At 66.7% G+C, this 21,293-nt stretch carries 17 protein-coding genes and 1 pseudogene; 10 read left to right on the top strand and 8 right to left on the bottom strand.

From position 1 onward, the window contains the following. Together Q0139_RS03755 and Q0139_RS03750 are read right to left on the bottom strand one after the other, a co-directional pair. Window positions 1-507, bottom strand: a pseudogene (locus Q0139_RS03755) (hypothetical protein); the annotation flags it as partial. Between the two features lie 21 nt (window positions 508-528). After that, window positions 529-2,979, bottom strand: a complete 2,451-nt coding sequence (locus Q0139_RS03750; RefSeq protein WP_298017519.1) for a hypothetical protein — start codon at window positions 2,977-2,979, stop codon at window positions 529-531. A 219-nt stretch (window positions 2,980-3,198) separates the two neighbouring features. Between Q0139_RS03750 and Q0139_RS15500 the strand changes: the two genes are divergently transcribed. Beyond that, window positions 3,199-3,930, top strand: coding sequence for a hypothetical protein (locus Q0139_RS15500; protein WP_367180719.1), 732 nt, complete (start codon window positions 3,199-3,201; stop codon window positions 3,928-3,930). A 387-nt stretch (window positions 3,931-4,317) separates the two neighbouring features. Here Q0139_RS15500 and ppc read toward each other — a convergent pair whose 3' ends face one another. Continuing rightward, entirely contained in the window at window positions 4,318-7,005 is a 2,688-nt protein-coding gene (gene ppc, locus Q0139_RS03735; protein ID WP_298017510.1) for a phosphoenolpyruvate carboxylase, read from the bottom strand. A gap of 168 nt (window positions 7,006-7,173) precedes the next feature. On the opposite strand from ppc, the gene Q0139_RS03730 reads away from it, so the two are divergent. From Q0139_RS03730 to rfbB, 9 genes are read left to right on the top strand one after another with little or no spacing between them, the layout of a single operon-like run. Beyond that, entirely contained in the window at window positions 7,174-8,280 is a 1,107-nt protein-coding gene (locus tag Q0139_RS03730) for an S-(hydroxymethyl)glutathione dehydrogenase/class III alcohol dehydrogenase (RefSeq protein WP_298017507.1), read from the top strand. Between the two features lie 23 nt (window positions 8,281-8,303). Next, complete coding sequence (locus Q0139_RS03725; RefSeq protein ID WP_298017505.1) at window positions 8,304-8,702, top strand: VOC family protein; 399 nt, start codon at window positions 8,304-8,306, stop codon at window positions 8,700-8,702. After that, complete coding sequence (locus tag Q0139_RS03720; RefSeq protein ID WP_298017502.1) at window positions 8,699-9,931, top strand: FAD-dependent oxidoreductase; 1,233 nt, start codon at window positions 8,699-8,701, stop codon at window positions 9,929-9,931. The genes Q0139_RS03725 and Q0139_RS03720 overlap by 4 nt, the downstream gene beginning before the upstream one ends. A gap of 43 nt (window positions 9,932-9,974) precedes the next feature. Continuing rightward, window positions 9,975-11,060, top strand: coding sequence for a nucleotide disphospho-sugar-binding domain-containing protein (locus Q0139_RS03715; RefSeq protein WP_298017499.1), 1,086 nt, complete (start codon window positions 9,975-9,977; stop codon window positions 11,058-11,060). Then, complete coding sequence (locus Q0139_RS03710; protein WP_298017496.1) at window positions 11,047-12,789, top strand: sulfotransferase; 1,743 nt, start codon at window positions 11,047-11,049, stop codon at window positions 12,787-12,789. Before Q0139_RS03715 ends, Q0139_RS03710 begins: the two co-directional genes overlap by 14 nt. A gap of 49 nt (window positions 12,790-12,838) precedes the next feature. Continuing rightward, the gene (gene rfbA / locus Q0139_RS03705; RefSeq protein WP_298017493.1) at window positions 12,839-13,720 is read left to right on the top strand and encodes a glucose-1-phosphate thymidylyltransferase RfbA; all 882 of its coding nucleotides are present in this window, start codon (window positions 12,839-12,841) and stop codon (window positions 13,718-13,720) included. Beyond that, a complete protein-coding gene (gene rfbC, locus Q0139_RS03700) occupies window positions 13,717-14,262 on the top strand; it encodes a dTDP-4-dehydrorhamnose 3,5-epimerase (RefSeq protein WP_298017490.1) in 546 nt (181 codons plus the stop codon). The genes rfbA and rfbC overlap by 4 nt, the downstream gene beginning before the upstream one ends. Then, complete coding sequence (gene rfbD / locus Q0139_RS03695; RefSeq protein ID WP_298017487.1) at window positions 14,259-15,104, top strand: dTDP-4-dehydrorhamnose reductase; 846 nt, start codon at window positions 14,259-14,261, stop codon at window positions 15,102-15,104. Before rfbC ends, rfbD begins: the two co-directional genes overlap by 4 nt. Continuing rightward, window positions 15,101-16,141 carry a dTDP-glucose 4,6-dehydratase gene (gene rfbB / locus Q0139_RS03690; protein WP_298017484.1) on the top strand — a complete coding sequence of 347 codons (1,041 nt, stop codon included), beginning with the start codon at window positions 15,101-15,103 and terminating at the stop codon, window positions 16,139-16,141. Before rfbD ends, rfbB begins: the two co-directional genes overlap by 4 nt. 21 nt (window positions 16,142-16,162) lie before the next feature. On the opposite strand, the gene Q0139_RS03685 is transcribed toward rfbB, so the two are convergent. Genes Q0139_RS03685 through Q0139_RS03665 form a run of 5 tightly spaced genes read right to left on the bottom strand, consistent with a single transcriptional unit; the run spans window position 16,163 to window position 21,291 of the window. Continuing rightward, window positions 16,163-17,146: a hypothetical protein gene (locus tag Q0139_RS03685; protein WP_298017482.1), complete on the bottom strand. Its 984-nt coding sequence runs from the start codon at window positions 17,144-17,146 to the stop codon at window positions 16,163-16,165. Beyond that, window positions 17,143-18,402: a tryptophan 7-halogenase gene (locus Q0139_RS03680; protein WP_298017479.1), complete on the bottom strand. Its 1,260-nt coding sequence runs from the start codon at window positions 18,400-18,402 to the stop codon at window positions 17,143-17,145. The genes Q0139_RS03685 and Q0139_RS03680 overlap by 4 nt, the downstream gene beginning before the upstream one ends. Then, window positions 18,399-18,659, bottom strand: coding sequence for an acyl carrier protein (locus tag Q0139_RS03675; RefSeq protein WP_298017476.1), 261 nt, complete (start codon window positions 18,657-18,659; stop codon window positions 18,399-18,401). Before Q0139_RS03675 ends, Q0139_RS03680 begins: the two co-directional genes overlap by 4 nt. Beyond that, a complete protein-coding gene (locus Q0139_RS03670) occupies window positions 18,656-20,155 on the bottom strand; it encodes an AMP-binding protein (RefSeq protein ID WP_298017471.1) in 1,500 nt (499 codons plus the stop codon). Before Q0139_RS03670 ends, Q0139_RS03675 begins: the two co-directional genes overlap by 4 nt. Further along, on the bottom strand, window positions 20,152-21,291 hold the full coding sequence (locus Q0139_RS03665) for an acyl-CoA dehydrogenase family protein (RefSeq protein WP_298017468.1): 1,140 nt from the start codon (window positions 21,289-21,291) through the stop codon (window positions 20,152-20,154). Before Q0139_RS03665 ends, Q0139_RS03670 begins: the two co-directional genes overlap by 4 nt. Window positions 21,292-21,293 lie beyond the last annotated feature (2 nt).

Below are 21,293 nucleotides of genomic sequence, written 5' to 3'. Positions count from 1 at the left end.
GCCGAGGCCGTCGCCGCCGGCGGTCTGACCGAGCCCACCATAGCCGAATGCGGTCGCCGCATAATCGCCGACTTCGATCATCCCGCCATCGCTTGTGACCATGCCAGCCTGGCCGCCGAACCCGTCGCCGCCGATCGCGCCGCCGCCGCCCTGCGCGTAATCGGTCAGGGTGATATTGTCGGCGGTCAGCAGACCGCCGCGGCTGGCGACCAGAATGGCCCCGCCCCGCGCTTCACCGCCGATACCGGTGAGGATTTCCTCGCCGTCGACCCCGCCCGTGCCACCAAGCGCAAAGCTGAAGGCAGCAAGATCGCCGAAGGCAGCGCTTCCCAACCGCGGACCACCGTCCACAGGGTCGAACACACCGACAAAGACATCGCCGCCGAATGCCGCGCCCCCCGGACCGGCGACAGCCCCGATCGGAGCATCGCCGCCGCTGCCGCCCAGGCCGATCGAATATACGCTGGTCGCACCGGCTACGAGGAGTTGGCCGTAATCGGCATTCACATTGATGTAGCTGCCGGTTCCCTAGCCCGAATCGACAAGGCTCGCAAAATCGTTGCGTCCTCCCCGTCCGGTGCCACCAGCGCCCGCCGCGTTCTGGTCGCCATCGCCTGCGCCTCCATCGCCGCCCGCGCCCGATACGAACATGTCGAGCGTGCCCTGCACGCTCATGCTGGCAGCCCGAAGGGCATCCCCCTGCACAAGCAACACCGCGGCGCCGCCATAGCCATCGCCGCCATCACCGCCCGGTCCATTGGCATCGCCGCCCTCGCCGTCCGCCACAATCGCGAGGCTCTGATCGAAACCGGCATCGCCCCGGGACACGATGACCCCCGCGATCCCACCATAACCATCACCGCCGCTGCCCCCGGACTGCCCGCGCCCACCCGAACCGCTGGCAAGGATGTTCACGGGCCCGCTGGCGGTCAGATTGCCGCCCGACAGAACTATTTGCGCGCTGCCGCCCAGCGCTTCGCCGCCCAGCTGATTGCCATCGCCGCCTTCGGCCGACGCAGCGAGGAAGACCGCGGCCAGGCTGGCCGTCGCTTCGTCGCCAACTTCGACGCTTGCCGTACCGGCAAAGGCATCGCCGCCGATTTCACCCGCTCCGCCATCGGCATAAGAAGTGAGATCGACATCGCCCGTGGCGTTGAACTCCGCACCCGCGACAACCCCGATTGCGGCCAGACCGCCGCGTCCGACACCGCCATTGCCCGTGCTCGATCCGCCACCGCGACCGTTGCTGGCGAAATTGACCGCGGCGACGGTCGCGCTACCGTCGACATTGAGCGAGGCCTCGCCCCCGGTGCCGTCGCCACCATTGCCCGTCGATCCCGTGCCACCGTCGCCATGCGCCGAACTGGCGAGCGTATCGGCGATCAGCGTACCACCGACAACGCCGAAACCCGATGCGCCCCCCGTACCGTTTCCGCCGGTCGACCCATTGCCGCCCAGTCCATCGGCCAGAGTGGTGATGTCGCCTGCGCTCACCAGAGAACCATTGGCGAAGACCGCAGCGAGGCCGCCAGTTCCGGCGCCGCCCAGACCAAGGCCGGATGTGCCGGCGCCGCCTGCCCCGCCCGTTCCGTTGGCTTCGAGAATGAGCGCGTCGTAGATTGCTTGCCCGTCGCCGAGCGCGCCGCTGCCCTGACCGGCAAACGTCCCCGCTTGCGCAGTTCCGCCAGTGCCGGCGCCGCCAGTGCCCCCCGCTTGGCCTGTGCCGCCGGTTCCGCCCGCACCGCCGAAGCCGTTGGCAACCAGTATCGTTTCACCGCCGATCGAGAGCTCACCGGTATCGCGGCCGGCGATCGCGAATGCGCCTCCCGAGCCGGGCGTGCCCTGGTAGGTTCCCCCGGTGCCGCTGCCTCCGGAGCCCGCCGCAATGGCGCCACCGTCGCCCGCGCCGCCGACACCGCCGCGACCCGAGGCTAGCATGGTGGCGTCTCCCGCAATCGTCAGACTTGCGCCTTCTTCCTCCGAGCCGTCAGCCTGGACATAGGCCGTGCCACCCAGCGCGTTGCCGCCATTCCCGCCAAAGCCGACAGTGGCATCGCCGCCGATCGCATCGGCCGACAATTGTACCGAACCGTCGACTGCAATGGTGCCGAACATGGCATAGACACCCGCTTCGCCACCGGTGGCGTCGCCTCCCGACTGCCCATCGCCGCCGCTCGCGATCGCGTCGAGTGTGGCGCTTCCGGTCAGCGAGATATCGCCAATGCCTTCGGTGAGAATGAAGACACGCCCCCCTTCGCCCGAACCGCCAATCCCGTTTGCCGCCGATCCGTTCGCGCCTGTTCCGCGCGCGAATCCGGTGACATCGGCCAATGATATGGCCGCAGTATCGGTGGCGAAGACCTGGGCCAGCCCGGCAACGCCATCGCCACCCGAGCCGCCATCGCCGCCTGTCCCGCTTGCCGAAAGCGAGGTGAGGCCGACCACCGAAATGCTTCCACCCTGCAAGGCATTGAGAAGCGCGCTGCCACCCCCGCCTGACCCGCCCGTGTCTCCCGGACCGCCACCAAAGGCACTTGCGCCGCGGCCGCCGAAGCCTTGTGCATCGAGCGCAAGGCTACCGCCGAACAGAATGGTGCCGTCATCCGCCTCGACATTCGCGGTTCCGCCATTCCCCACGCCGCCGTCGATGATGCCCAAGGCCCCGTCGGCGTCTCCGCCGACGCCATTTGCGGAAAGCGTCACGTCGCCGGAAATGTCGACCAGGCCCCCGCTTTGCGCGGCCACGGTGCTCTGGCCGCCGAAGGCGTCGAAGCCGCCCAGGCCTGCGGCGGATGCGCTCGTGTCGACCAGCAGCGTCCCGGCGATCTGCACCTGCCCGCTGTTCTGAGCGAGCAGAGTGGCGGTGCCGCCGTTGTTGTCGCCACTCGCCGCGGCCAGATTGTCGTTCGCCTGTGCTCGCAGAACGACATCGCCGGTATCGCCAGCGCCAAGGGCAACGTGCTCGGACTCATGCCGCACCCGGAGAACGCCGTGGAGGCGATGCACTGCTGCACGGACGGGCTCGGGTTGTTCGAGAGCATCTGCGCCGCGGCGTGACCGGACGGCCCCCGGTGCGCGTGCCGCGCCGCGGCCCGCGGCGGCGGCGCCGCGTCATGGAAAGCGCCGGGTTTTCATGGGCCTCGACGGGTCCTATGCTCGCGCGCCACGCCGCAATGCTTCAACGGAGACGGTGTCCGCATGTCTGAAGAGCTGCAACCTCGCCGCGGAATGTTCGAATCGTTGTGGCCCTGGCCCGGCGTCATTCTGCTGGTCCTGCTGGCAGCCTGGTTCTTCTACATGGGCTCGATGGCCGCAGTGGACGACATCAGCACCGCCTTCCTCGGGCTGGGCGGGGTGACCTCGCTGCTGGCGCTGCTCGGCCTGCGCGCGGCAAATCTCGGCGGCATGCGGGCAATTCGCACACGCGACCGAGAGCCCGTCGACGATCTGGACGATGACGACGACTTCGACGACGAGGAGGAGATGCTGCCCGTCCCGCAGCGTGCCGCCATCGCCTCCGAGGTCGAGGAGCCACAGGACGCTGTCGGCGCCATGGGCGCCATCGGTACCATTAGCACCAGCGGTACCAACGAGCCGATCCCGCTCCACCCGCCCGTCCGCGAGGAGAGCGCGAAGGAAAAGCGCGCTGCACGTCGACGCGAGAAGGCGCTGGCCGCCGAGAGTCCCAGTGTGTCTGACGATATGCCCCGTTCGTTCAAGGATGTCAGCGAGATTGCCGCGGCAATCGAGCATCTCGAGGTGATGATCAATCGCGAGAAGGCCGAACGGGGCGCCGCGCTGGCGCGCCTTGGGTCGAGCGCGCCATCCGGCGGCGGCGCAGCGCTTCGAGCGCAGCGATCTCGCGCCGGGCGAGATGGAGCAGCAATTCGACCCGGCCCGCGAAACAGTTATGCGCCTGCGCCTCGCTGATCCCCGCCGCCTGCGCGACGCGCCGAAGCGTGACCGCCTCGACCCCCTCGGCGGTGGCGAGCGCGGCGGCATGATCGGCAAGATCGTCCTGCCGGTCCTTGGGCGAAAGGCGCGTGCGCGGACGCACGGACGCGCGCTGGCGTTCACCGAAGACCACCGATTCGTCCGCGCCTTCGGGTGCCGGACCGAGCGGGGTGACCGGTGGCCGGTCCGCCGCATTGCGCGTCCAGTAAGAGCGCGGCGGGCGGGGGATTGCCAGCCGGTCGCACAGTTTCGCCAGCCCGTTCGCGCTCATGCCGACGCTGGGTGCGGCCTCGCCCAATGGTTTGCTCCAGACGAACTTGTGCAGCTTTGCGCGTGTCGTCCGCGTGTTCGCCGTCTTGCCGCTCATCCGCTGTTCCTCAGCGCCGTGGCGATCGCGTTGATCGAAAGCTGGATGCCCTCGGCGATCCGGGGGTCGTCTTCGCCGGCGCGATGCCGTTTCATGAGCTCGATCTGTAGCAGGTTCAATGGCTCGATATAGGGGAGGCGCAACCGAATGGAGGTGTCGAGCCGGGGCGTCTTTTCCAGCAGCCGCGTCTGCCGCGTCGCGTTGAGCAGCGCGTCGTGCGTCGTCCACCAGCCGTCGCGGATGCGACCGAAGATCGCCGTGCGCAGATCTTCGTCCTCGACCAGCCCGGCATAGCGTTCGGCAATGCCGATATCGGACTTGGCGAGCACCATCTCCATATTGCCGAGCGCGTTTTTGAGGAACGGCCATTGCAGCGCCATTTCGCGCAGCAGCCCCTTGTCGTCGAACCCGTGCAGCGCCTGGCCGACGCCGTACCAGCCGGGAAGCATGACCCGCGCCTGGCTCCACGAGAACACCCAGGGGATGGCGCGCAGATCCTCGATCGCGTCCGATTTCTTGCGGCTCGCCGGGCGCGAACCGATCTTGAGGCCGGCGATCTCGGCGATCGGCGTCGCCTGGCGGAAGAAGGTGGTGAAGCCATCGGTTTCGTACACCAGCCCGCGATAAGCGGCGAAGGCGTCGGCCGAGAGCATGTCCATCGCCTCGGCGAAGCGCGCGCGATCCTGCGGCGACACGCCCTCGGGCTCCATCGTCGCCAGCACGGTCGCCGCCGCCATCGTATCGAGATTGGCGCGGGCGGCATCGCGCGTCCCGTATTTCGCGGCGATGACCTCGCCCTGTTCGGTGATGCGGATACGCCCGTTGACCGTACCGGCGGGCTGGCCGCGAATGGCGTCGAAGGCGGAGCCGCCGCCGCGGCCGACCGATCCGCCGCGACCGTGGAAAAGCTGCATCGTCGTTCCCGCATCGGCGAAGACAGGGGCGAGCGCCTCGCTCGCCCGGTTGAGCACCCAGGTCGAGGTCAGATAGCCGCCATCCTTGTTCGAATCCGAATAGCCGATCATCACTTCCTGATGCCCGCGCGCCGTGGCGAGCGCCGCGATTTCGGGGAGCCCGAACCAGGCGCGCATGACGCCCGGCGCATTGTCGAGATCGCCGATCGTCTCGAACAGCGGCACCGCCATGATCGCGGCTTCGGGCGGGTCACCGGGACGGTAGAGCCCGGCCTCCTTCAACAGGATATGCACCTCGAGCAGGTCGGACACCGATTCGGCCATCGAGATCACGTAATTGGTGATGCAGTCGGGGCCGTAGCGGCGATGCGCGGCCGCCGCCGCTTCGACGATGGCGAGTTCGCTCGCCGTCTCGTCCGAATAGTCGGCCCAGGCGGTGTGCAGCGGGCGGGGCGAAGCGAGTTCTTCGCGCAGCAGCGCGACGCGTTCGTCTTCGCCGAGCGTCGCATAGTCTTCGGTCACCCCCGCCTTTGCCAGCAGCTCGCCGACGACGCGTTCGTGAACGGCGCTGTTCTGCCGCATGTCGAGCGTCGCCAGATGAAATCCGAAGGTCCTCACGGCGCGGATCAGCCGCCCGAGCGCCCCGGACGAGGCCAGCGTCTCCCCGCCCTTCGCCGTCAGCGCGCGCGCCAGCGTGCGAAGGTCGTCGCAGAATTCGGTTGGATCGGCATAGGCCTTGCCGGGCACATGCGAGGGCCGGGCGGGCGCTTTGCCGACCAGCTCCTCATGCGTCGCGGCGAGCCGGGCATAGATGCCGATAATCGCGCGGCGATAGGGTTCGTCGGCGCGGCTCGGCGCTTCGTCTCCGCTCGCATCGGCCAGCGCCTGCACCGCCGGATCGACGTCCGACAATTCGGTCGAGATCGACAGTTCGGCGCCCAGGCTGTGCAGCGCGTTTAAATAGAAGGAGATCGCCGTTTCGGCCGACCGGGCGAGCGCGTGGCGCAGCGTTTCGGCGTTGACGAAAGGGTTGCCGTCCCGGTCCCCGCCGATCCAGCTGCCGAGCCGGAGAAAGCTCGCCGGCCGGTCGCCGAGCGCCTCTTCCCAGCGATTGTAAAGTCCCGGCAGCATCGGAAGGAAAATCTCGCGCAGATAGGAGAGCGCATTCTCGATCTCGTCGGCGACGACGAGCTTGTCGCGGCGCAGCGTGCGCGTCTGCCAGAGCAGGGCGATCTGCCGCATGATCGAGGCTTCGACATCGTCGCCCTCGGGCGTGCGTGCGCGGCCCGCATCGCGCATCCGCATCAGCTCGGCGATCCGGTTCTTGTGGTCGATCATGCTCTTGCGCCGCACCTCGGTGGGGTGGGCGGTCAGCACCGGGACGATCAGCGCGCGGTTCAGCATCTCGACGACGTCGGCGCGCGAAATCCCGTCGGCCTTGAGCGCGGCGAGCGCATCGGCGAACCCGCCTTCCTCGGCGCCGACATCCTGCCGGTCCTCGGCGAGGTTGGCGAGCATCGAGAACAGCATGAAGCCGCGGACGAAGGCGAGCGTCTCGTCGAGCGTCAGCGCGTCGAGCCCGGGATCGATCGCGTCCGAACCGGCGACGCCGCGATGCCGGTCGACCGAGGCAGCGCGGATATATTCGGTGCGCCGGAACAGTTTCTCGCCGCCATAGGCACGGATCACGTCGCCGAGCAGCTTGCCCAGATAGCGGATATCCGGATTCTGCGAGATCGCGGGGCGGGGCGAGCCTGTATCGGGCGGCATGGATGAATTGTGCAGTGCAAAAAGCTCCAAGGCAAGGTTGGATTCAGCAATCGACGGCCGGGTTCCGGCGTCAATGATTGCGCGGCAGAGGGCGATTGCCCCCTAGAAACTGCGCGGCCGACGCGATAGTTCGGCCCTCCTTCTCTTTCTCGCAGGACAATACGCCCCATGAAGACCCGCGCCGCTGTCGCCTTCGAAGCCAAGAAGCCGCTGGAGATCGTCGAGCTCGATCTCGAAGGCCCGAAGGAGGGCGAGGTGCTGATCGAAATCATGGCGACGGGCATCTGCCACACAGACGCCTATACGCTGGACGGGCTGGACAGCGAGGGTCTCTTTCCCTCGGTGCTCGGCCATGAAGGTGCGGGGATCGTGCGCGAAGTCGGCAAGGGGGTGACCTCGGTCGCGCCGGACGACCACGCCATCCCGCTCTACACGCCCGAATGCCGCCAGTGTAAGATGTGCCTCAGCGGCAAGACCAACCTGTGCTCGGCGATCCGGGAGACGCAGGGCAAGGGGCTGATGCCCGACGGCACGAGCCGCTTCTCCTACAGGGGCGAGACGATCTACCATTATATGGGCTGTTCGACCTTTTCGAACTTCATCGTGCTGCCCGAGATCGCGGTCGCCAAAATCCGCGACGACGCGCCGTTCGAAACGAGCTGCTATGTCGGCTGCGGCGTGACAACGGGCGTGGGCGCGGTGGTCAACACCGCCGATGTGCGGCCGGGTGACAATGTCGTCGTCTTCGGGCTGGGCGGGATCGGCCTCAACGTGCTGCAGGGCGCGAAGATGGCCGGGGCCGACCGGATCGTCGGCGTCGACATCAATCCCGACCGGGAGGAATGGGGCCGCAAGTTCGGCATGACCGACTTCGTCAACCCCAAGGATGTCGGCGATGTCGTCGAGCATATCGTCAACATGCTCGACGGCGGCGCCGACTTCACCTTCGATTGCACGGGCAACACGACGGTGATGCGCCAGGCGCTCGAAAGCTGTCACAAGGGCTGGGGCACCTCGATCATCATCGGCGTTGCCGAAGCCGGGGCGACGATCGAGACACGGCCGTTCCAGCTGGTGACGGGGCGCAACTGGCGCGGCACCGCATTTGGCGGCGCCAAGGGCCGGACCGACGTTCCCAAGATCGTCGACTGGTATATGGACGGCAAGATCCAGATCGATCCGATGATCACCCACACCCTCTCGCTCGACGAGATCAACAAGGGCTTCGACCTGATGCACGCCGGCGAAAGCATCCGCAGCGTCGTCGTCTATTAAGGCCCGAAACCAAGGAGAAGAACATGTTCAATCACATCATGGTCGGATCGAACGACCTGGAAAAATCGAAAGCTTTCTACAAGGCCGTGCTCGGCACGCTCGGTTTCGAGGGCGATCCGATCGAGAATGTCACGGACAGCGGCATCACGCGCCACTTCTACATCCATGACGGCGGGACGTTCTGCGTCAGCGAGCCGATCGACGGCCAGCCGGCGACCTTTGCCAATGGCGGCACGATCGGCTTCAAATGTCATTCCGCCGAGCAAGTGAAGGCGTTTCACGATGCGGGCGTCGCGGCGGGCGGCACCTCGATCGAAGACCCGCCGGGGCTTCGCGAGAGCCAACTCGGCGCGATGCAGCTTTCCTATATCCGCGATCCCGACGGCAACAAGCTCTGCGCGATTCACCGGGTCGAGGGATGAGCGAGCGCCATGATGTGCTGATCGTCGGCACCGGCCATGGCGGTGCACAGGCGGCGATCGCGCTTCGCCAGCAGGGGTTCGAAGGCTCGATCCTGATGGCCGGGCGCGACAGCCATCCGCCCTATGAACGCCCGCCGCTTTCCAAGGAATATCTGGCGCGCGACAAGGCGTTCGAGCGCATCCTGATCCGGCCGGAGAAATTCTGGGCCGACCGCGATATCGCGTTGACGCTGGAGACCGAGATCGTCGCCGTCGACCCAGAGGCCCATCGCGTGACGACGGCGGGCGGCGAAACGATCGAATATGGTCATCTGATCTGGGCGACGGGCGGCGATCCGCGGCGGTTGACCTGCGCCGGCGGGGAGTTGGCGGGCGTGCACGCGGTGCGCGACCGGGCCGATGTCGATGCGCTGATGGGCGAACTCGATGGCGGCGCCAAGCGGATGGTCGTGATCGGCGGTGGCTATATCGGGCTCGAGGCGGCCGCCGTTCTGACCAAGCTCGGCTGCAAGGTCGTGCTGCTCGAAGCGCTCGACCGCGTGCTGGCGCGCGTCGCGGGCGAAGAGCTGTCGCAGTTCTATGAGGCGGAGCATCGCGCGCACGGCGTCGACCTGCGCACCGGTACGATGCTCGATTGTCTCGAAGGCGACGGGACGCGCGTCACCGGCGTCAGGCTCGCCGATGGCGAAGTGCTGCGGTGCGATGCGGTGATCGTGGGGATCGGCATCGTTCCGGCGGTCGAGCCGCTGCGCGAAGCCGGCGCGACGGGCGAAAACGGCATCGATGTCGACGAACATTGCCGATCGAACCTGCCCGACATCTTTGTGGTGGGCGATTGCGCGGCGCATGCGAATCGCTATGCCGATGGGCAGACCGTCCGGCTCGAAAGCGTGCAGAATGCGAACGACATGGCAACGACGGCGGCGAAGGCGATCTGCGGCAATGCCGAACCCTATGACGCGCTGCCCTGGTTCTGGTCCAACCAGTACGATCTAAAGCTGCAGACGGCGGGGCTCAATCTCGGCTTCGACGAAACCGTGTTGCGCGGGTCGCCGGACGAGCGCAGCTTCTCGATCGTATATCTGCGCGGCGGCAAGGTGATCGCGCTCGATTGCGTCAATGCGACCAGGGATTATGTCCAGGGCCGAAAGCTGGTCGAGGCGGGCGCAGTCATCGATCGCGCCCGGCTTGCCGATGCATCCGTGCCGCTGAAAGAAATGCTCGAATAGCCAACGACTTGCTCCTGCCGGGCAGTTCGGTAAAGCGCGCATCATGGGGGACTTAGCTTTAATCGCGGGACCGGCGCTCGGCCATTTCGGGCGGCTTTACGAGGTCGCGATCCGGCTGCGTGAGCTGACCGATCACCGGATCGTCTTTATCCGCCCCGATTTCGATCGCTTCGACCCGGCGGTGTTTACCGAGCGGTTCGATACGATCCGGCTGCCCACCAAACGCGAAAAGCCCTGCCTGCCCTGCCTGCCCTTCGGCGATGCGCTGGAAGAGCTGTTCGCCGATCGCCGCTTCGACGCCATCGTGCAGGACTGCAACCCGCTCGGCTGGCTGGCGACGGCGCGGCTGCCGGACTGGACGCGCATCAACGTCACCAACGTCTTTCTGACGCGCGCGGCGGGCCTCTACACGCAGCAGGCGCGTAGTTTCGAACGGCAGGTCGACCATATCAACGCTGCGCGGGCGGCCAAGGACATGCCCCCGGTGCGCGACGTGCACGAGCTCTACGAGGCGGACGCCGTGCTCTATGCCGATCCCGGCCCGATCCTCTCGCTCTTTCCCGACCTTCCCGAACACCATCATGGCTGCGGCGGATGCTGGTGGACCTACGAGGGCGATGTGCCGGGTGAGATCGCCGGGCTCGACAATTTCCTGCTCTGTTCGCTCGGTTCGACGGGGCGGATGCCGGAAGTGGAGCTGTTCGAAACCGTCGCGGATTTGTTCGACTGCGGTGATATCGTCTGCGTTCATACGGAAACCGAGGGGAAGCGCCCCGTGACGGCCAGTTCACGCCGCATCCACTATTTCGACCGGCTGCCGCTCGCGGCGGTCATGGCGAAGGCAGGCGCCGTGCTTTCGCAGGGCGGCGCGGGATCGACCTATCAGGCCTTGGCTGCGGGCAAGCCGATGGCAATCAAGCCGACGCACATCAATCACGCCATCCTCGGCGACATGGTCGAGCGGCTCGGCGCGGGCATCGCGGCTGACAGCCGGGGACGGCTGCCCTATGCTGATCGCGACATGGGGGAGGAATTTCGCCACGGCGCCCAGGCCGCCGCGGCGGCAATGAGCGATGAGGACGGGGCCTCGGAAATCGCAAGGAGGATTGCGGAAATTGCCGCGGTTTGAGGGGATTGAAAGGCTGGTCGTGATTGTCGGTTGCCAGCGCAGCGGCACCTCGCTGAGCGGCGAGGTGATCGGCGCGCATCCGAACGTGTTGCTGATCGACGAGACCGACGGGCTGATGCGCTGGGCGGACGCCTTGCTGGCCGGGAGCGAGGAGGCCGAGGCGCTCTACGGCCCGACGCTCGCGCGCGCGGCGGAGAAATACCGGCGCCCGAAAGAGCGCGTAGCCGGACGCGATGGCGTGGCCGTCCCCGCGCCCGGCATCACACACCTCGCGCTCAAGGCGCCCAACCTCACCTATAACGCCACGCAGCTCGCGGCGCTCGATATTCCGGTGAGCGTGATCTACCCCGTGCGTGATCCGCGTTCGGTCGTCGTGTCGATGGCAGCGATCGGCAGTATCGACATGGTCGCCAACCAGCTGGAACGGATGAAGGGCGATCCCGCCATAGCGGCCGTCCATGCCGAGGATATCGCCTATATCGAGGATCCCGCCACGCCGATGCACCTGAAGCGCGCGCGCGTCTGGCGCGCGAAGTCGACGGCGCAGGCTTCGTTCGAACGGGCGGGGCTCGACCCCTATGTCTTCCGCTACGAGGATTTCGTCGAGGATGCCGGGCCGTATACCGTGCACCTCGCCAACCATGCCGGGCTGGTTTGGCATGAGGATATGATCGAGCATCCGCGCGTCATGCGCGGCCAGGGTCCGGGCTTGCTCAATCGCAATCGCGGCATCGACACGCGTTCGGTCGAAAAATGGCGCGACCGGCTCTCGATCGAGCAGGAGCGCAACATCCTCGCGCTGTGCGGTGAAGCGATGGCGCGGATCGGCTATACCCCGACGCCCGCATTGCGAACGCCGCCCGCGCCGCGCTTTCCCGACGATGTCCTGGCATCACCGGTCATCGTGACAGGAAGGGGCGGAAGCGGGACGCGGCTGATTTCGGACATCGTCGCGGGAAGCGGCGTGTTTCTCGGCAACCGGCTGAACAAATCGTCCGATTCGCTCGAATGGGTCGACATGATTTACGAGATGGCGATCAAGGCCCATGCCGCGCATTATACGATCGAGGCGCGGGAGATCGAGGCGTGGCGGCACCTCTTCCGGCTGACGGCAGACAATATCCTGCAAAAAGGCGGCTTTCGGGAAGGCGGGCTGTGGGGCTTCAAGCTGCCCGAAACGGTGCTCGCGATCCCGCAACTGCTGGACGTGTTCGACAATGCGAAGATCGTCCATCTGGTGCGGCATCCGGTCACCTGCTGCGCCCGCCGCACGCATATGACGTCGCGCCCCGACAATCTGGTGGGACGGACGGTCTGCCACGCCGCCTATCGCGCGGCCGGCCGCGAGGCGGCAAAGCTGCGGACCGATCACGATTTCATGCGCAACGCGCTGACCTGGCTCTACCAGGTGCCGCCGGTCGCGCGGCTCGGGCGCGAGCTTGGCCCCGACCGTTATCTCGAAGTCCGGTTCGAGGATATCATCGGGCAGCCCGATATCGTGGCCCGTAACGTACGCGACTTTCTCGGCGATGGCGCCGGTCTCGCCCCGGCACCCGAAATCGACGACAGCCGCACGAGTTTCGCGATCGATCCCGAATGGGAAGAGAGAATCTGGGCGGTCTGCGGCGATGCCGCCAGGGAAATCGGCTATTCGCGATCGTTCGATTGCCAGGGCGATGGGCAGGAAAAGATGTTGCGGGAAGACAGGCGCGATGTCCGCTTCCCTTGATTCCGCCGCCGCTTTGACCGAGCGTGTGCGCGAAGGGCAGGCATGACAGTTGACACGCAAGGGCATCATTCTCGCCGGCGGGACCGGTAGCCGGCTCTATCCGCTGACCCGATCGGTCTCGAAGCAGCTGATGCCGGTCTATGACAAGCCGATGGTCTATTATCCGCTGACGACGCTGATGCTGGCCGGAATCAGGGAGATACTGGTCGTCACGACGCCGCATGATGCCGGTGCGTTCCGGCACCTGCTCGGCGATGGCGGGCAATGGGGGTGCCGGATCGACTATGCCGAGCAGGCCGCGCCCAACGGCATTGCCGAGGCGCTGCTGATCGCGCGCGATTTCCTGGACGGCGCGCCATCGGCGCTCATTCTCGGCGACAATCTGTTCTACGGCCAGGGGCTGTCCGGGTTGCTGCAAAAGGCGGCGGCGCGCGATGGGGGGGCGACGATTTTCGGCTATCAGGTCGGCGATCCCACGGCCTATGGCGTGATCGGCTTCGATGCCGAAGGAAAACCGGCATCGATCGAGGAGAAACCGGCCCGGCCCGCCTCGCGCCATGCGGTGACCGGCCTGTATCTCTACGACGCGATCGCGCCCGATATCGCCGCCTCGCTCGCCCCTTCGCAGCGCGGCGAGCTCGAGATCACCGACGTCAATCGCCACTATCTCGAACGCGGGACGCTCGAAGTCGAGCGGCTGGGGCGCGGGACGACCTGGCTCGATCTCGGCACGCCGACGGCCTTGTTCGACGCGGCGAACTTCGTGCGGATCGTCGAGGAGCGGCAAGGCCTCAAGATCGCCTGCCCCGAAGAAATCGCCTGGCGGCAGGGCTTTATCGGTGATGCCGATCTTGAAGCGCTCGCCGCGCCGTTAGAGGGCAGCGAATATGGCGCCTATCTGCACGACCTGCTGAGCGGCGCGGTCTCGTGAGGGCCGAGGAAACCCATATCCCCGGCGTGCTGCGGATCACGACCGCGCGTTTCGGCGATGCCCGCGGCCATTTCGAGGAAATCTGGCACAGTGCCAAATTCGCCGATCTCGGCCTCGATGCGCCCTTTGTGCAGGTCAATCACAGCCGTTCCGATATCCATGTCCTGCGCGGCCTGCATTTCCAGCAACGCAGTCCGCAGGCGAAGCTCGTCATGGCGATGCGCGGCCGCGTCTTCGATGTCGCGGTCGACCTGCGCCCGTCCTCGCCGACCTTCCGGCAATGGCATGGCGAGGAGCTGGGGGAGGGCGCGCCGTCGATGCTCTACATCCCCGAAGGCTGTGCGCACGGTTTCCTGACGCTCGATGGCCCGGCCGACCTGATCTACCTCTGCTCGGATCATTTCGATCCGGAGGACGACCATGCCGTGGCGTGGAACGATCCCGATATCGGCATCGACTGGCCGCTGGCGGGTGCGAAGCCGATCCTCTCCGAACGCGATGCAGAGGCGCCTTCGCTTGCCGCTTTCTCATTGGCGCCGTGAGCGGGAGGCGCGTTCTGATCACGGGCGCCGGCGGGCAGCTGGGGCGGGCCGTCGGACATGCCGCGCCGGACGGCGTGACGGTTGTCGCCAAGACGCGCGCCGATCTCGATATCGCGGCACCCGAAGCCGGGCAGGCGATTGCGGACATTGCGCCCGATATGATCGTCAACTGTGCCGCCTTTAACGATGTCGACGGTGCAGAAAGGGACGACGCCCCGGCGATCGCAGTCAATGCCAATGCCGTTGAACGGCTGGCGCAGACGGGCATTCCGCTCGTCCATATCTCGACCGACTATGTGTTCGACGGCAATGCCTCGCGGCCGATCCCTACCGATGCCGAGCCCGCGCCGATCAACGCCTATGGGCGTTCGAAACTGGCCGGAGAGCAGGCGGCGCTGGCGGCCGGCGCGCTCGTTATCCGGACGGCCTGGCTCTATTCGGGCGGAAGCGGCGATTTCGTCGGCAAGGTGCTGGCGATGGCTGGGACGGGCGATCCGATGCGCATGGTCTGCGACGAGACCGGCACGCCGACCCGCGCCGACAGCCTGGCGCGCGCGATCTGGGCGCTCGTCGATGCCGGGGCAAGCGGCCTGTTTCACTATACCGATGCCGGGCTCGCCAGCCGCTACGATTTCGCCGTTGCCATTGTCGAAGAGGCGCGGGCGCTCGGCCTGATCGACCCGGTCCCGGACATCGCGCCGATCCCGGCCAGCACGTTCGAAAGTGCGGCGGCTCGCCCCGCCTATTCGGTGCTCGATTGCCATGCCTGCTGGGCGATCACGGGCACGCCCGGCCATTGGCGCACCAATCTCCGCGCTGCCCTGTCGGAGTTCTCGGAATGACGATCCTCGTTACCGGCGGCGCCGGGTTCGTCGGCATCAACCTCGTGCATCATCTGCGCCGTGCGCGGCCCGACGAAGCTGTCGTCGTCCTCGACAAGCTGACCTATGCTGCCCAGCCCGAAGCCATCGAGGGCGTCGACGGCGTCGAACTGGTGGTCGGCGATATCGGCGATACGGCGCTGGTTCGCGAGCTGCTCGTCGGACGCGGGATCGACCGGCTGATCCACTGCGCCGCCGAAAGCCATGTCGACAATTCGATCGCCGCGCCGGCGGTGTTCGTGCAGACCAATGTCAACGGCACACAATCGATGCTCGACGCCGCCAAGGCCGCCTGGCTCGATACCGGGTCGGGGCGCCCGCATCGCTTCCTCCATGTTTCGACCGACGAGGTCTATGGCGCGCTCGGCCCGGACGATGCGCCTTTCACCGAGGCGCACGCCGCCGCGCCCAACTCGCCCTATGCCGCGTCCAAGGCGGCATCGGACCATCTCGTCCGCGCCTGGCACAAGACCTATGGGCTCGACGCGGTCGTCACCCGCTGTTCGAACAATTACGGGCCGTGGCAATTTGCCGAAAAACTCATCCCGTTGTGCATCACGCGGGCGCTGTCGGGCGGCGAGCTGCCGATCTATGGCGACGGGCAGCAGGTGCGCGACTGGATCCATGTCGGCGATCATTGCGCGGGGATCGCCGCGGCGCTCGATCGCGGGGAAAGCGGCCGGACGTACAATCTGGGCGGCGAGGCGGAATGGGCGAATATCGATCTCGTCGAAAGACTCTGCGCCGCCATCGATCGCGCCTTTGCCCGGAATGCCTCGCTAAGTGAACGCTTCCCGGATTGCCCCGCAGCGGGCGGCGATGCGTGCGCGTCGCTGATCCGGCATGTCGCGGATCGCCCCGGCCATGATCGCCGCTATGCCATCGATGCGAAACGGGCGAGAACCGAGATCGGTTTCCGTCCGGCAACCGAATTCGAGACCGGACTGGAAGCAACGGTGGCGCATTATCTCGCCCGGGCCGAATCTCGATCGATCTAACGCAATCGGATTGGCAACCGGTCAGCTGTCCTGCTTGCGCCGTCCGCGAAACTCCCGATTGTACATCGCGACGGACCGGGCCGGCAGGTTGGTGAAATCCGACAGCCATCGCTGCTCGAGAATGTCGATATAGTCGCGGGTCATGGCTTCGATCCGCTCGCGCACCGGCGCTGCCGGGTCGCCGGTTTCGATGGCCGGGCAGATATCCATCGCGATCGCGCCATCTTCCTCGCAATGCATGAAGACCGGCAGGCACCGCGCGCCCGAGGCGATCGAGAGGAAGGCGAAGCTGTCGGTGAAAGGCCGCTCGGACTCCAGAAACGGATAGACGTCCTTGCCTCGGCCGCGCAGCCCGTCGCCGGTGGTGGTCACGATCCCGCCCGCCTGCAATGCCTGTCGTGCCGCACCCAGCGGTGCCAGCCCGGCATTGCCCGCCAGCGCGACGACGTCGATCCGGTCGCCGCAATCGACGCCGATCATCGGCAGGAAATCGTGCGGTGCCAGCGACGTTACCTGCCAGCCGAGCCGCGCCACGATCAGCGGGACCAGCCGGCCCGGTCCGATATGGCTGTTGAGCAGCAGCACGCCTTCGCCCGCCGCAAGGGCATCTTGCACGAGGTCTGCCCCGGTCACCGAGACGCGCGTATCGAATTCGGCATCGGGCATCGCCGATAGCGCGCGCAGCAGATAGAGCTGCATGATCCGGTCGGTCAGAATGCGCCGCGCGGCGAGCGCATCGGCGTCCGGCTCGTCCTCGATCATCGCGCGCAGGGCGCTGTCGTCGATCTCTTGTACTGCCATGAAAGGATAGGCGGGCCGGCCGGCGGCGGCCTCGCGGACGATTGCCGTCACCGCGTCATAGGGCCTATCGAGCAGCGCGAGGAAATCGTCGCGCTCGACGCCCGCGACCTGCATCATGCGATCGAATTCGGGATCGATTTCCTCGGGATCGCGGCCGAGCGGCCGGACCGTAGGCGCGAAGGACGCACGAGGCGTTCGGTTCACGCCGCCATTTTCCCGGATTTCGCCAAAAGGTCGCGCATCAGCCCGACGGCTTCGATGTCGCGGACATTCTCGCTGTAGAGCCGGCCGGAGAAGATCTCGGCGATGTCGCCGCGATGGCTGAAATGGGCGAGGCGCAGGAAGACGAGCGGAAATTCCCAGAAGGTGCGGATGACATATTCGACGACCGCTTGGGCGCGGCTCACCGCTTCGGCATAATCGTCGAGCGGCGCCATTTTCGCCGGTGCGTCGAGCCAGCGATTGAGCGCCGTGGCGGCGAGCTTCGCCTCCTGCAGCGCGATCAGCACACCGAACGAGAAGATCGGATCGAGGAAGCGATGCGAATCGCCGACGCAGATAAAGCCCGGCCCGGTGAAATCGCGGACATGGTAGGAATAGTTGGAGATCGCATGGACGTCCGACACGATTTCGGCATGCTGCGTCCGCGCGATCAGTTCGGGGTTCACGAGCGACAGGCTCTCGGCGAACTGCTCGGCCTTCGACCGGTCGTTCCGGTCAAGCTTTCCCTTGGGCAGCACGATGCCGACGCTGGTCACTTCGTCGTCGAGCGGGATCGACCAGGCCCAGTGATGACGGCGGCCGTAGAAGATATGCGTGCTGCCGTCATTGGGTTCGGGATCGCGGCGCATGCCCTTCACCTGCGCGAACAGCGCGACCTGATTCTCGTATCCCGTCCGGTCCTTCGGGCCGATCACGCCCTTGCGGCAGAGAAAGCCGTGCTGGCCCGAACAATCGGCTACGGCGCGCGCTTCGATATTCCGCGTCGTTCCGTCCGCCTCGCGTATCGTGACGCCGCAGACGCGATTCCCTTCGCGCAGCACGTCGACGCATTCGCCTTTAATGTGGAGCGCACCGCGTTCGACTGCCGTATCGAGAAGCTTCGCGTCGAATTCGTCACGCCGCACCTGCCATGTCGTCGCGGGAAAACGCGTCCCGTCCCCGGCCAGACCTTCGACCGGCACCCAGAATTGCGCCGTCGCGCTGGCGCCGCTAACCATGACGCCGCGTTTCACCGGGAAACCGGCCCCGTGCATGAAATCGCCGAGGCCAAGTTCATCCAGCAGGTTCGCGCATTCGCCCGTCAGCGATTCACCGATATGGTAGCGCGGGAAATCCTCCTTCTCGACGATCAGCGGCCGCCTGCCGAGCGCCAGCAACCGCAGCGCGAGCGAAGCGCCTGCCGGCCCGCCGCCGACAATGGCGACGTCGACGGGACCGTCGGGCGAAAGCGTGGTCACGCGGCCCGCTCACGGGCGCGTTCGACGAGCGCGACCACACGGTTCACATCGGCAAAATTCTCCTCGACCAGTTCTTCAAGCGGAATGCTGATGCCAAAAGCGGATTCCAGCTCCATAACCAGCTGAAGCAGCTCGACCGAATCGAGCAGCTGGCGTTCGAGCAGCGGCGTGTCCGGTGTCAGTTCGGTGTCGCCGTCCACCGCCTTGCCGACATGGCGGACCTTCTCGATCACCACGGGTTCGATCGTATCGCTCATGCGTCTGTCCCGCCGGCGCATTCCGCAAGCGCTTGCATGTCGACCTTGCCCGACGAGGTTGTCGGAAACGCTTCGTGCATTTCGACACGGTCGGGAAGAGCATAGCGGGGCAGGCGTTCGGCGAGCGCCCGGGTCAGCGCCGATGGGGCGAAGGCCTTCGGATCGTGCGCGACCACGTGGAGGCAGAGCGCGCCGTCCGCGACCGTCGCCGCGGCGCCTTCGACCAGTCCGGTGTCCATTGCCGTCAACTCCACTTCCTCCAGCTCGACGCGATAGCCGCGCAGTTTCGCCTGCCGATCGCGGCGGCCGAGATATCGTAAATCGCCCGCTTCGTCGAAATAGCCATAGTCGCCCGTATGATACAAGCGATCCGGCGCATCGGAAAAGGCCGATGCGGTCAAATCGGGACGCCGCCAATAGCCCTGCGTTACCGTCGGCCCGGCGACGCAGATTTCGCCTGTCTCGCCCGTGGCAAGTTTGTTCCCATGCTCATCGCGGATCGAAATATCGCTGTGTGGGCACGGCAACCCGACATTCGGCTTCTCGCCAAGTTCTGGCGCGGCGTCCAGCAGCTTGCACGACACGACATTGGTTTCGGTCGGGCCGTAGAGATTGGCGTAGCCCGGCTCCGGCACCGCCTCCATCAGCGCGGCGAGTACCGGGGCGGGGAAGACCTCGCCCGCGAAGAGCAGCCAGCGCAGCGCGCCGAGGTCGCGATCCGCCAGCCCGCCATGGCTGAGCAGCCGTTGGAGCGTGGTCGGGACGCTATAGAAGACGGTCGCGCGCTGCCGCTCCAGCGCCATGGCGACGGGGCCGGGAAACAGCGCCTCGGTCTCGCCGACGAGATAGACGGACGCGCCGAGCCGCTGGCTCGTCAGCACGTCGAGCAGCGACAGGTCGAAATGCAGCGGCGCGAGGCTGAAGAAGCGATCCTCGCGCGTCAGGCCGAATTGCCCGATCGCCCAGTCGGAAAAGGCCGCGAGATTGCCATGGGTGAGCACGATGCCCTTGGGCGTTCCCGTACTGCCCGACGTCATCAGGATCATCGCGGGATCGTCTTCGCCGATGGCTTTGCGGGCCAGCGGATCGCCGCCGGGTTCGCTCCCTTCCATCGCATCGGTCACCACGACGCGGCTCCGCTCGACCGCGCCGCCCGCCAGCATGTCGCGCCGCTTGCCATCGGTGACGAGCATCGCCGGTCCGATCTCTCCGAGGACGGCGGTCGCCCGCGCGGCGGGAAAGCCGGGATCGATCGGGACGGCAATCGCGCCGTTGATCATCACCGCGAACAGGGTCTCGACGGTGGCTGGCCCTTTGGGCAGCCAGATTGCGACACGGTCGCCTTGGGCGACGCCGGACCTGCTCAGCGATTCGGCGCGTCCTGCCACGCCGTCCCAGAAGCGGCGGCCCGGGATCGCGCCGTCTTTCCAGGCCAGCGCCGCCTCGTCCCCCGCCGCCTGGGCGCGGGCGATCAGATCGTCGACGATCCGGCTCACAGTTCGCGCTGGAGCTGCGAATAGATCATGTTGAGCTGCGCCTCGCTCGTGCCCGAAGCGGAGAGCGTGCCGATCGCATCGTTCAGCGCTTCGGCAAGCCCCAGCCCGCCTGTCCAGCCATGGCCGGCGGCGAGCCGCTGCAGTGCCAACCCGCATTCGACGAGCGTCTCGCTTGTCGCCAGCTTGCTCATCGCCGCAAAGATCAGCGATCCGCCATCGCCGTCGAGCTCCGCCGCCGCCCGGTACATCAGCCAGCGCGCGCTCTCGATCTCGACCCGGACGCGCGCCAGCGCATGCGACACGGCCTGGAATTGCGCCGCCGCCTTCTCCGCACTGCCACGGCTTTCGAGATAGCCGGTCGTCGCGACGAGGTCGCGTTCGAGCGCGCCGAGCAGCCCGGCGAGAATGCAGCTGCGTTCCCAGCGCATGATGTCGAGCAGCACGGCCATCCCGCCGCCGACGCGCCCGAGAACGGCATCCGCGGGCAGACGGCAATCGGTCAGTGTAATCCGCGCGGGGTGCGTCTGGTGCAGGCCCGTGACCCCCTGCAGCGGCTCGATGGCCAGCCCGTCCGTGTCGCGCGGCACCAGTACGACCGACAGGTTGAACGGCGGCTTGCGGTCATCGGATGCGGCGAGCACGACAAAGACATCGGCATGGGCACCGTTGGTGACGAAGGTCTTGCTGCCGTCGAGGCGCAGTTCGTCGTCCTCGACGCGGATCGCCGTTGCGCATGCGTCGAGATTGGAGCCGCCGCCCGGATCGGTAAAGGCCAGCGCGCCGACCGCCTCGCCGGCGGACAGGCGGGGGCACCAGTTCTCGCGCTGCGCGTCGCTGCCGTGCCGGGCGATCCCCACCGTGCAACCGAACAGATGCGCGCCGACGGCGAAAAGCTGCCCGCGCGGCACACCGGCCCGGCCCATCGCCTCGAACGTCAGCACCGTCGACAGCGCATCATGGCCCATGCCGCCCAGCGCCTCGGGGATGCAGGCACCCAGCCATCTCTGCTCGCCCCAAAGCGTCCAGAGGTCGCGGGGCATATCGCCAGCGTAGTCGGTCTTCGCCGACAGCTCGGCGGCGAAAGCATTGGCGGCGCCGACAAGCGCCTTTTGATCGTCGGAAAGCCGGAAATCCATCG

Source organism: uncultured Parasphingopyxis sp. (genome assembly GCF_937129435.1).
In the GTDB taxonomy this organism is placed as follows: Bacteria; Pseudomonadota; Alphaproteobacteria; order Sphingomonadales; family Sphingomonadaceae; genus Parasphingopyxis.
Note: the sequence above shows the minus strand (reverse complement) of the source record. Positions and strands in the feature narration are given on the sequence as shown.

Excerpts from the sequence above, each read along its gene's own strand:
- Q0139_RS15500 (WP_367180719.1), top strand. The coding sequence starts at position 3,199 with ATGTCTGAAGAGCTGCAACCTCGCCGCGGAATGTTCGAATCGTTGTGG.
- ppc (WP_298017510.1), bottom strand. The coding sequence starts at position 7,005 with ATGCCGCCCGATACAGGCTCGCCCCGCCCCGCGATCTCGCAGAATCCG.
- Q0139_RS03730 (WP_298017507.1), top strand. The coding sequence starts at position 7,174 with ATGAAGACCCGCGCCGCTGTCGCCTTCGAAGCCAAGAAGCCGCTGGAG.
- Q0139_RS03725 (WP_298017505.1), top strand. The coding sequence starts at position 8,304 with ATGTTCAATCACATCATGGTCGGATCGAACGACCTGGAAAAATCGAAA.
- Q0139_RS03720 (WP_298017502.1), top strand. The coding sequence starts at position 8,699 with ATGAGCGAGCGCCATGATGTGCTGATCGTCGGCACCGGCCATGGCGGT.
- Q0139_RS03715 (WP_298017499.1), top strand. The coding sequence starts at position 9,975 with ATGGGGGACTTAGCTTTAATCGCGGGACCGGCGCTCGGCCATTTCGGG.
- rfbB (WP_298017484.1), top strand. The coding sequence starts at position 15,101 with ATGACGATCCTCGTTACCGGCGGCGCCGGGTTCGTCGGCATCAACCTC.
- Q0139_RS03675 (WP_298017476.1), bottom strand. The coding sequence starts at position 18,659 with ATGAGCGATACGATCGAACCCGTGGTGATCGAGAAGGTCCGCCATGTC.
- Q0139_RS03665 (WP_298017468.1), bottom strand. The coding sequence starts at position 21,291 with ATGGATTTCCGGCTTTCCGACGATCAAAAGGCGCTTGTCGGCGCCGCC.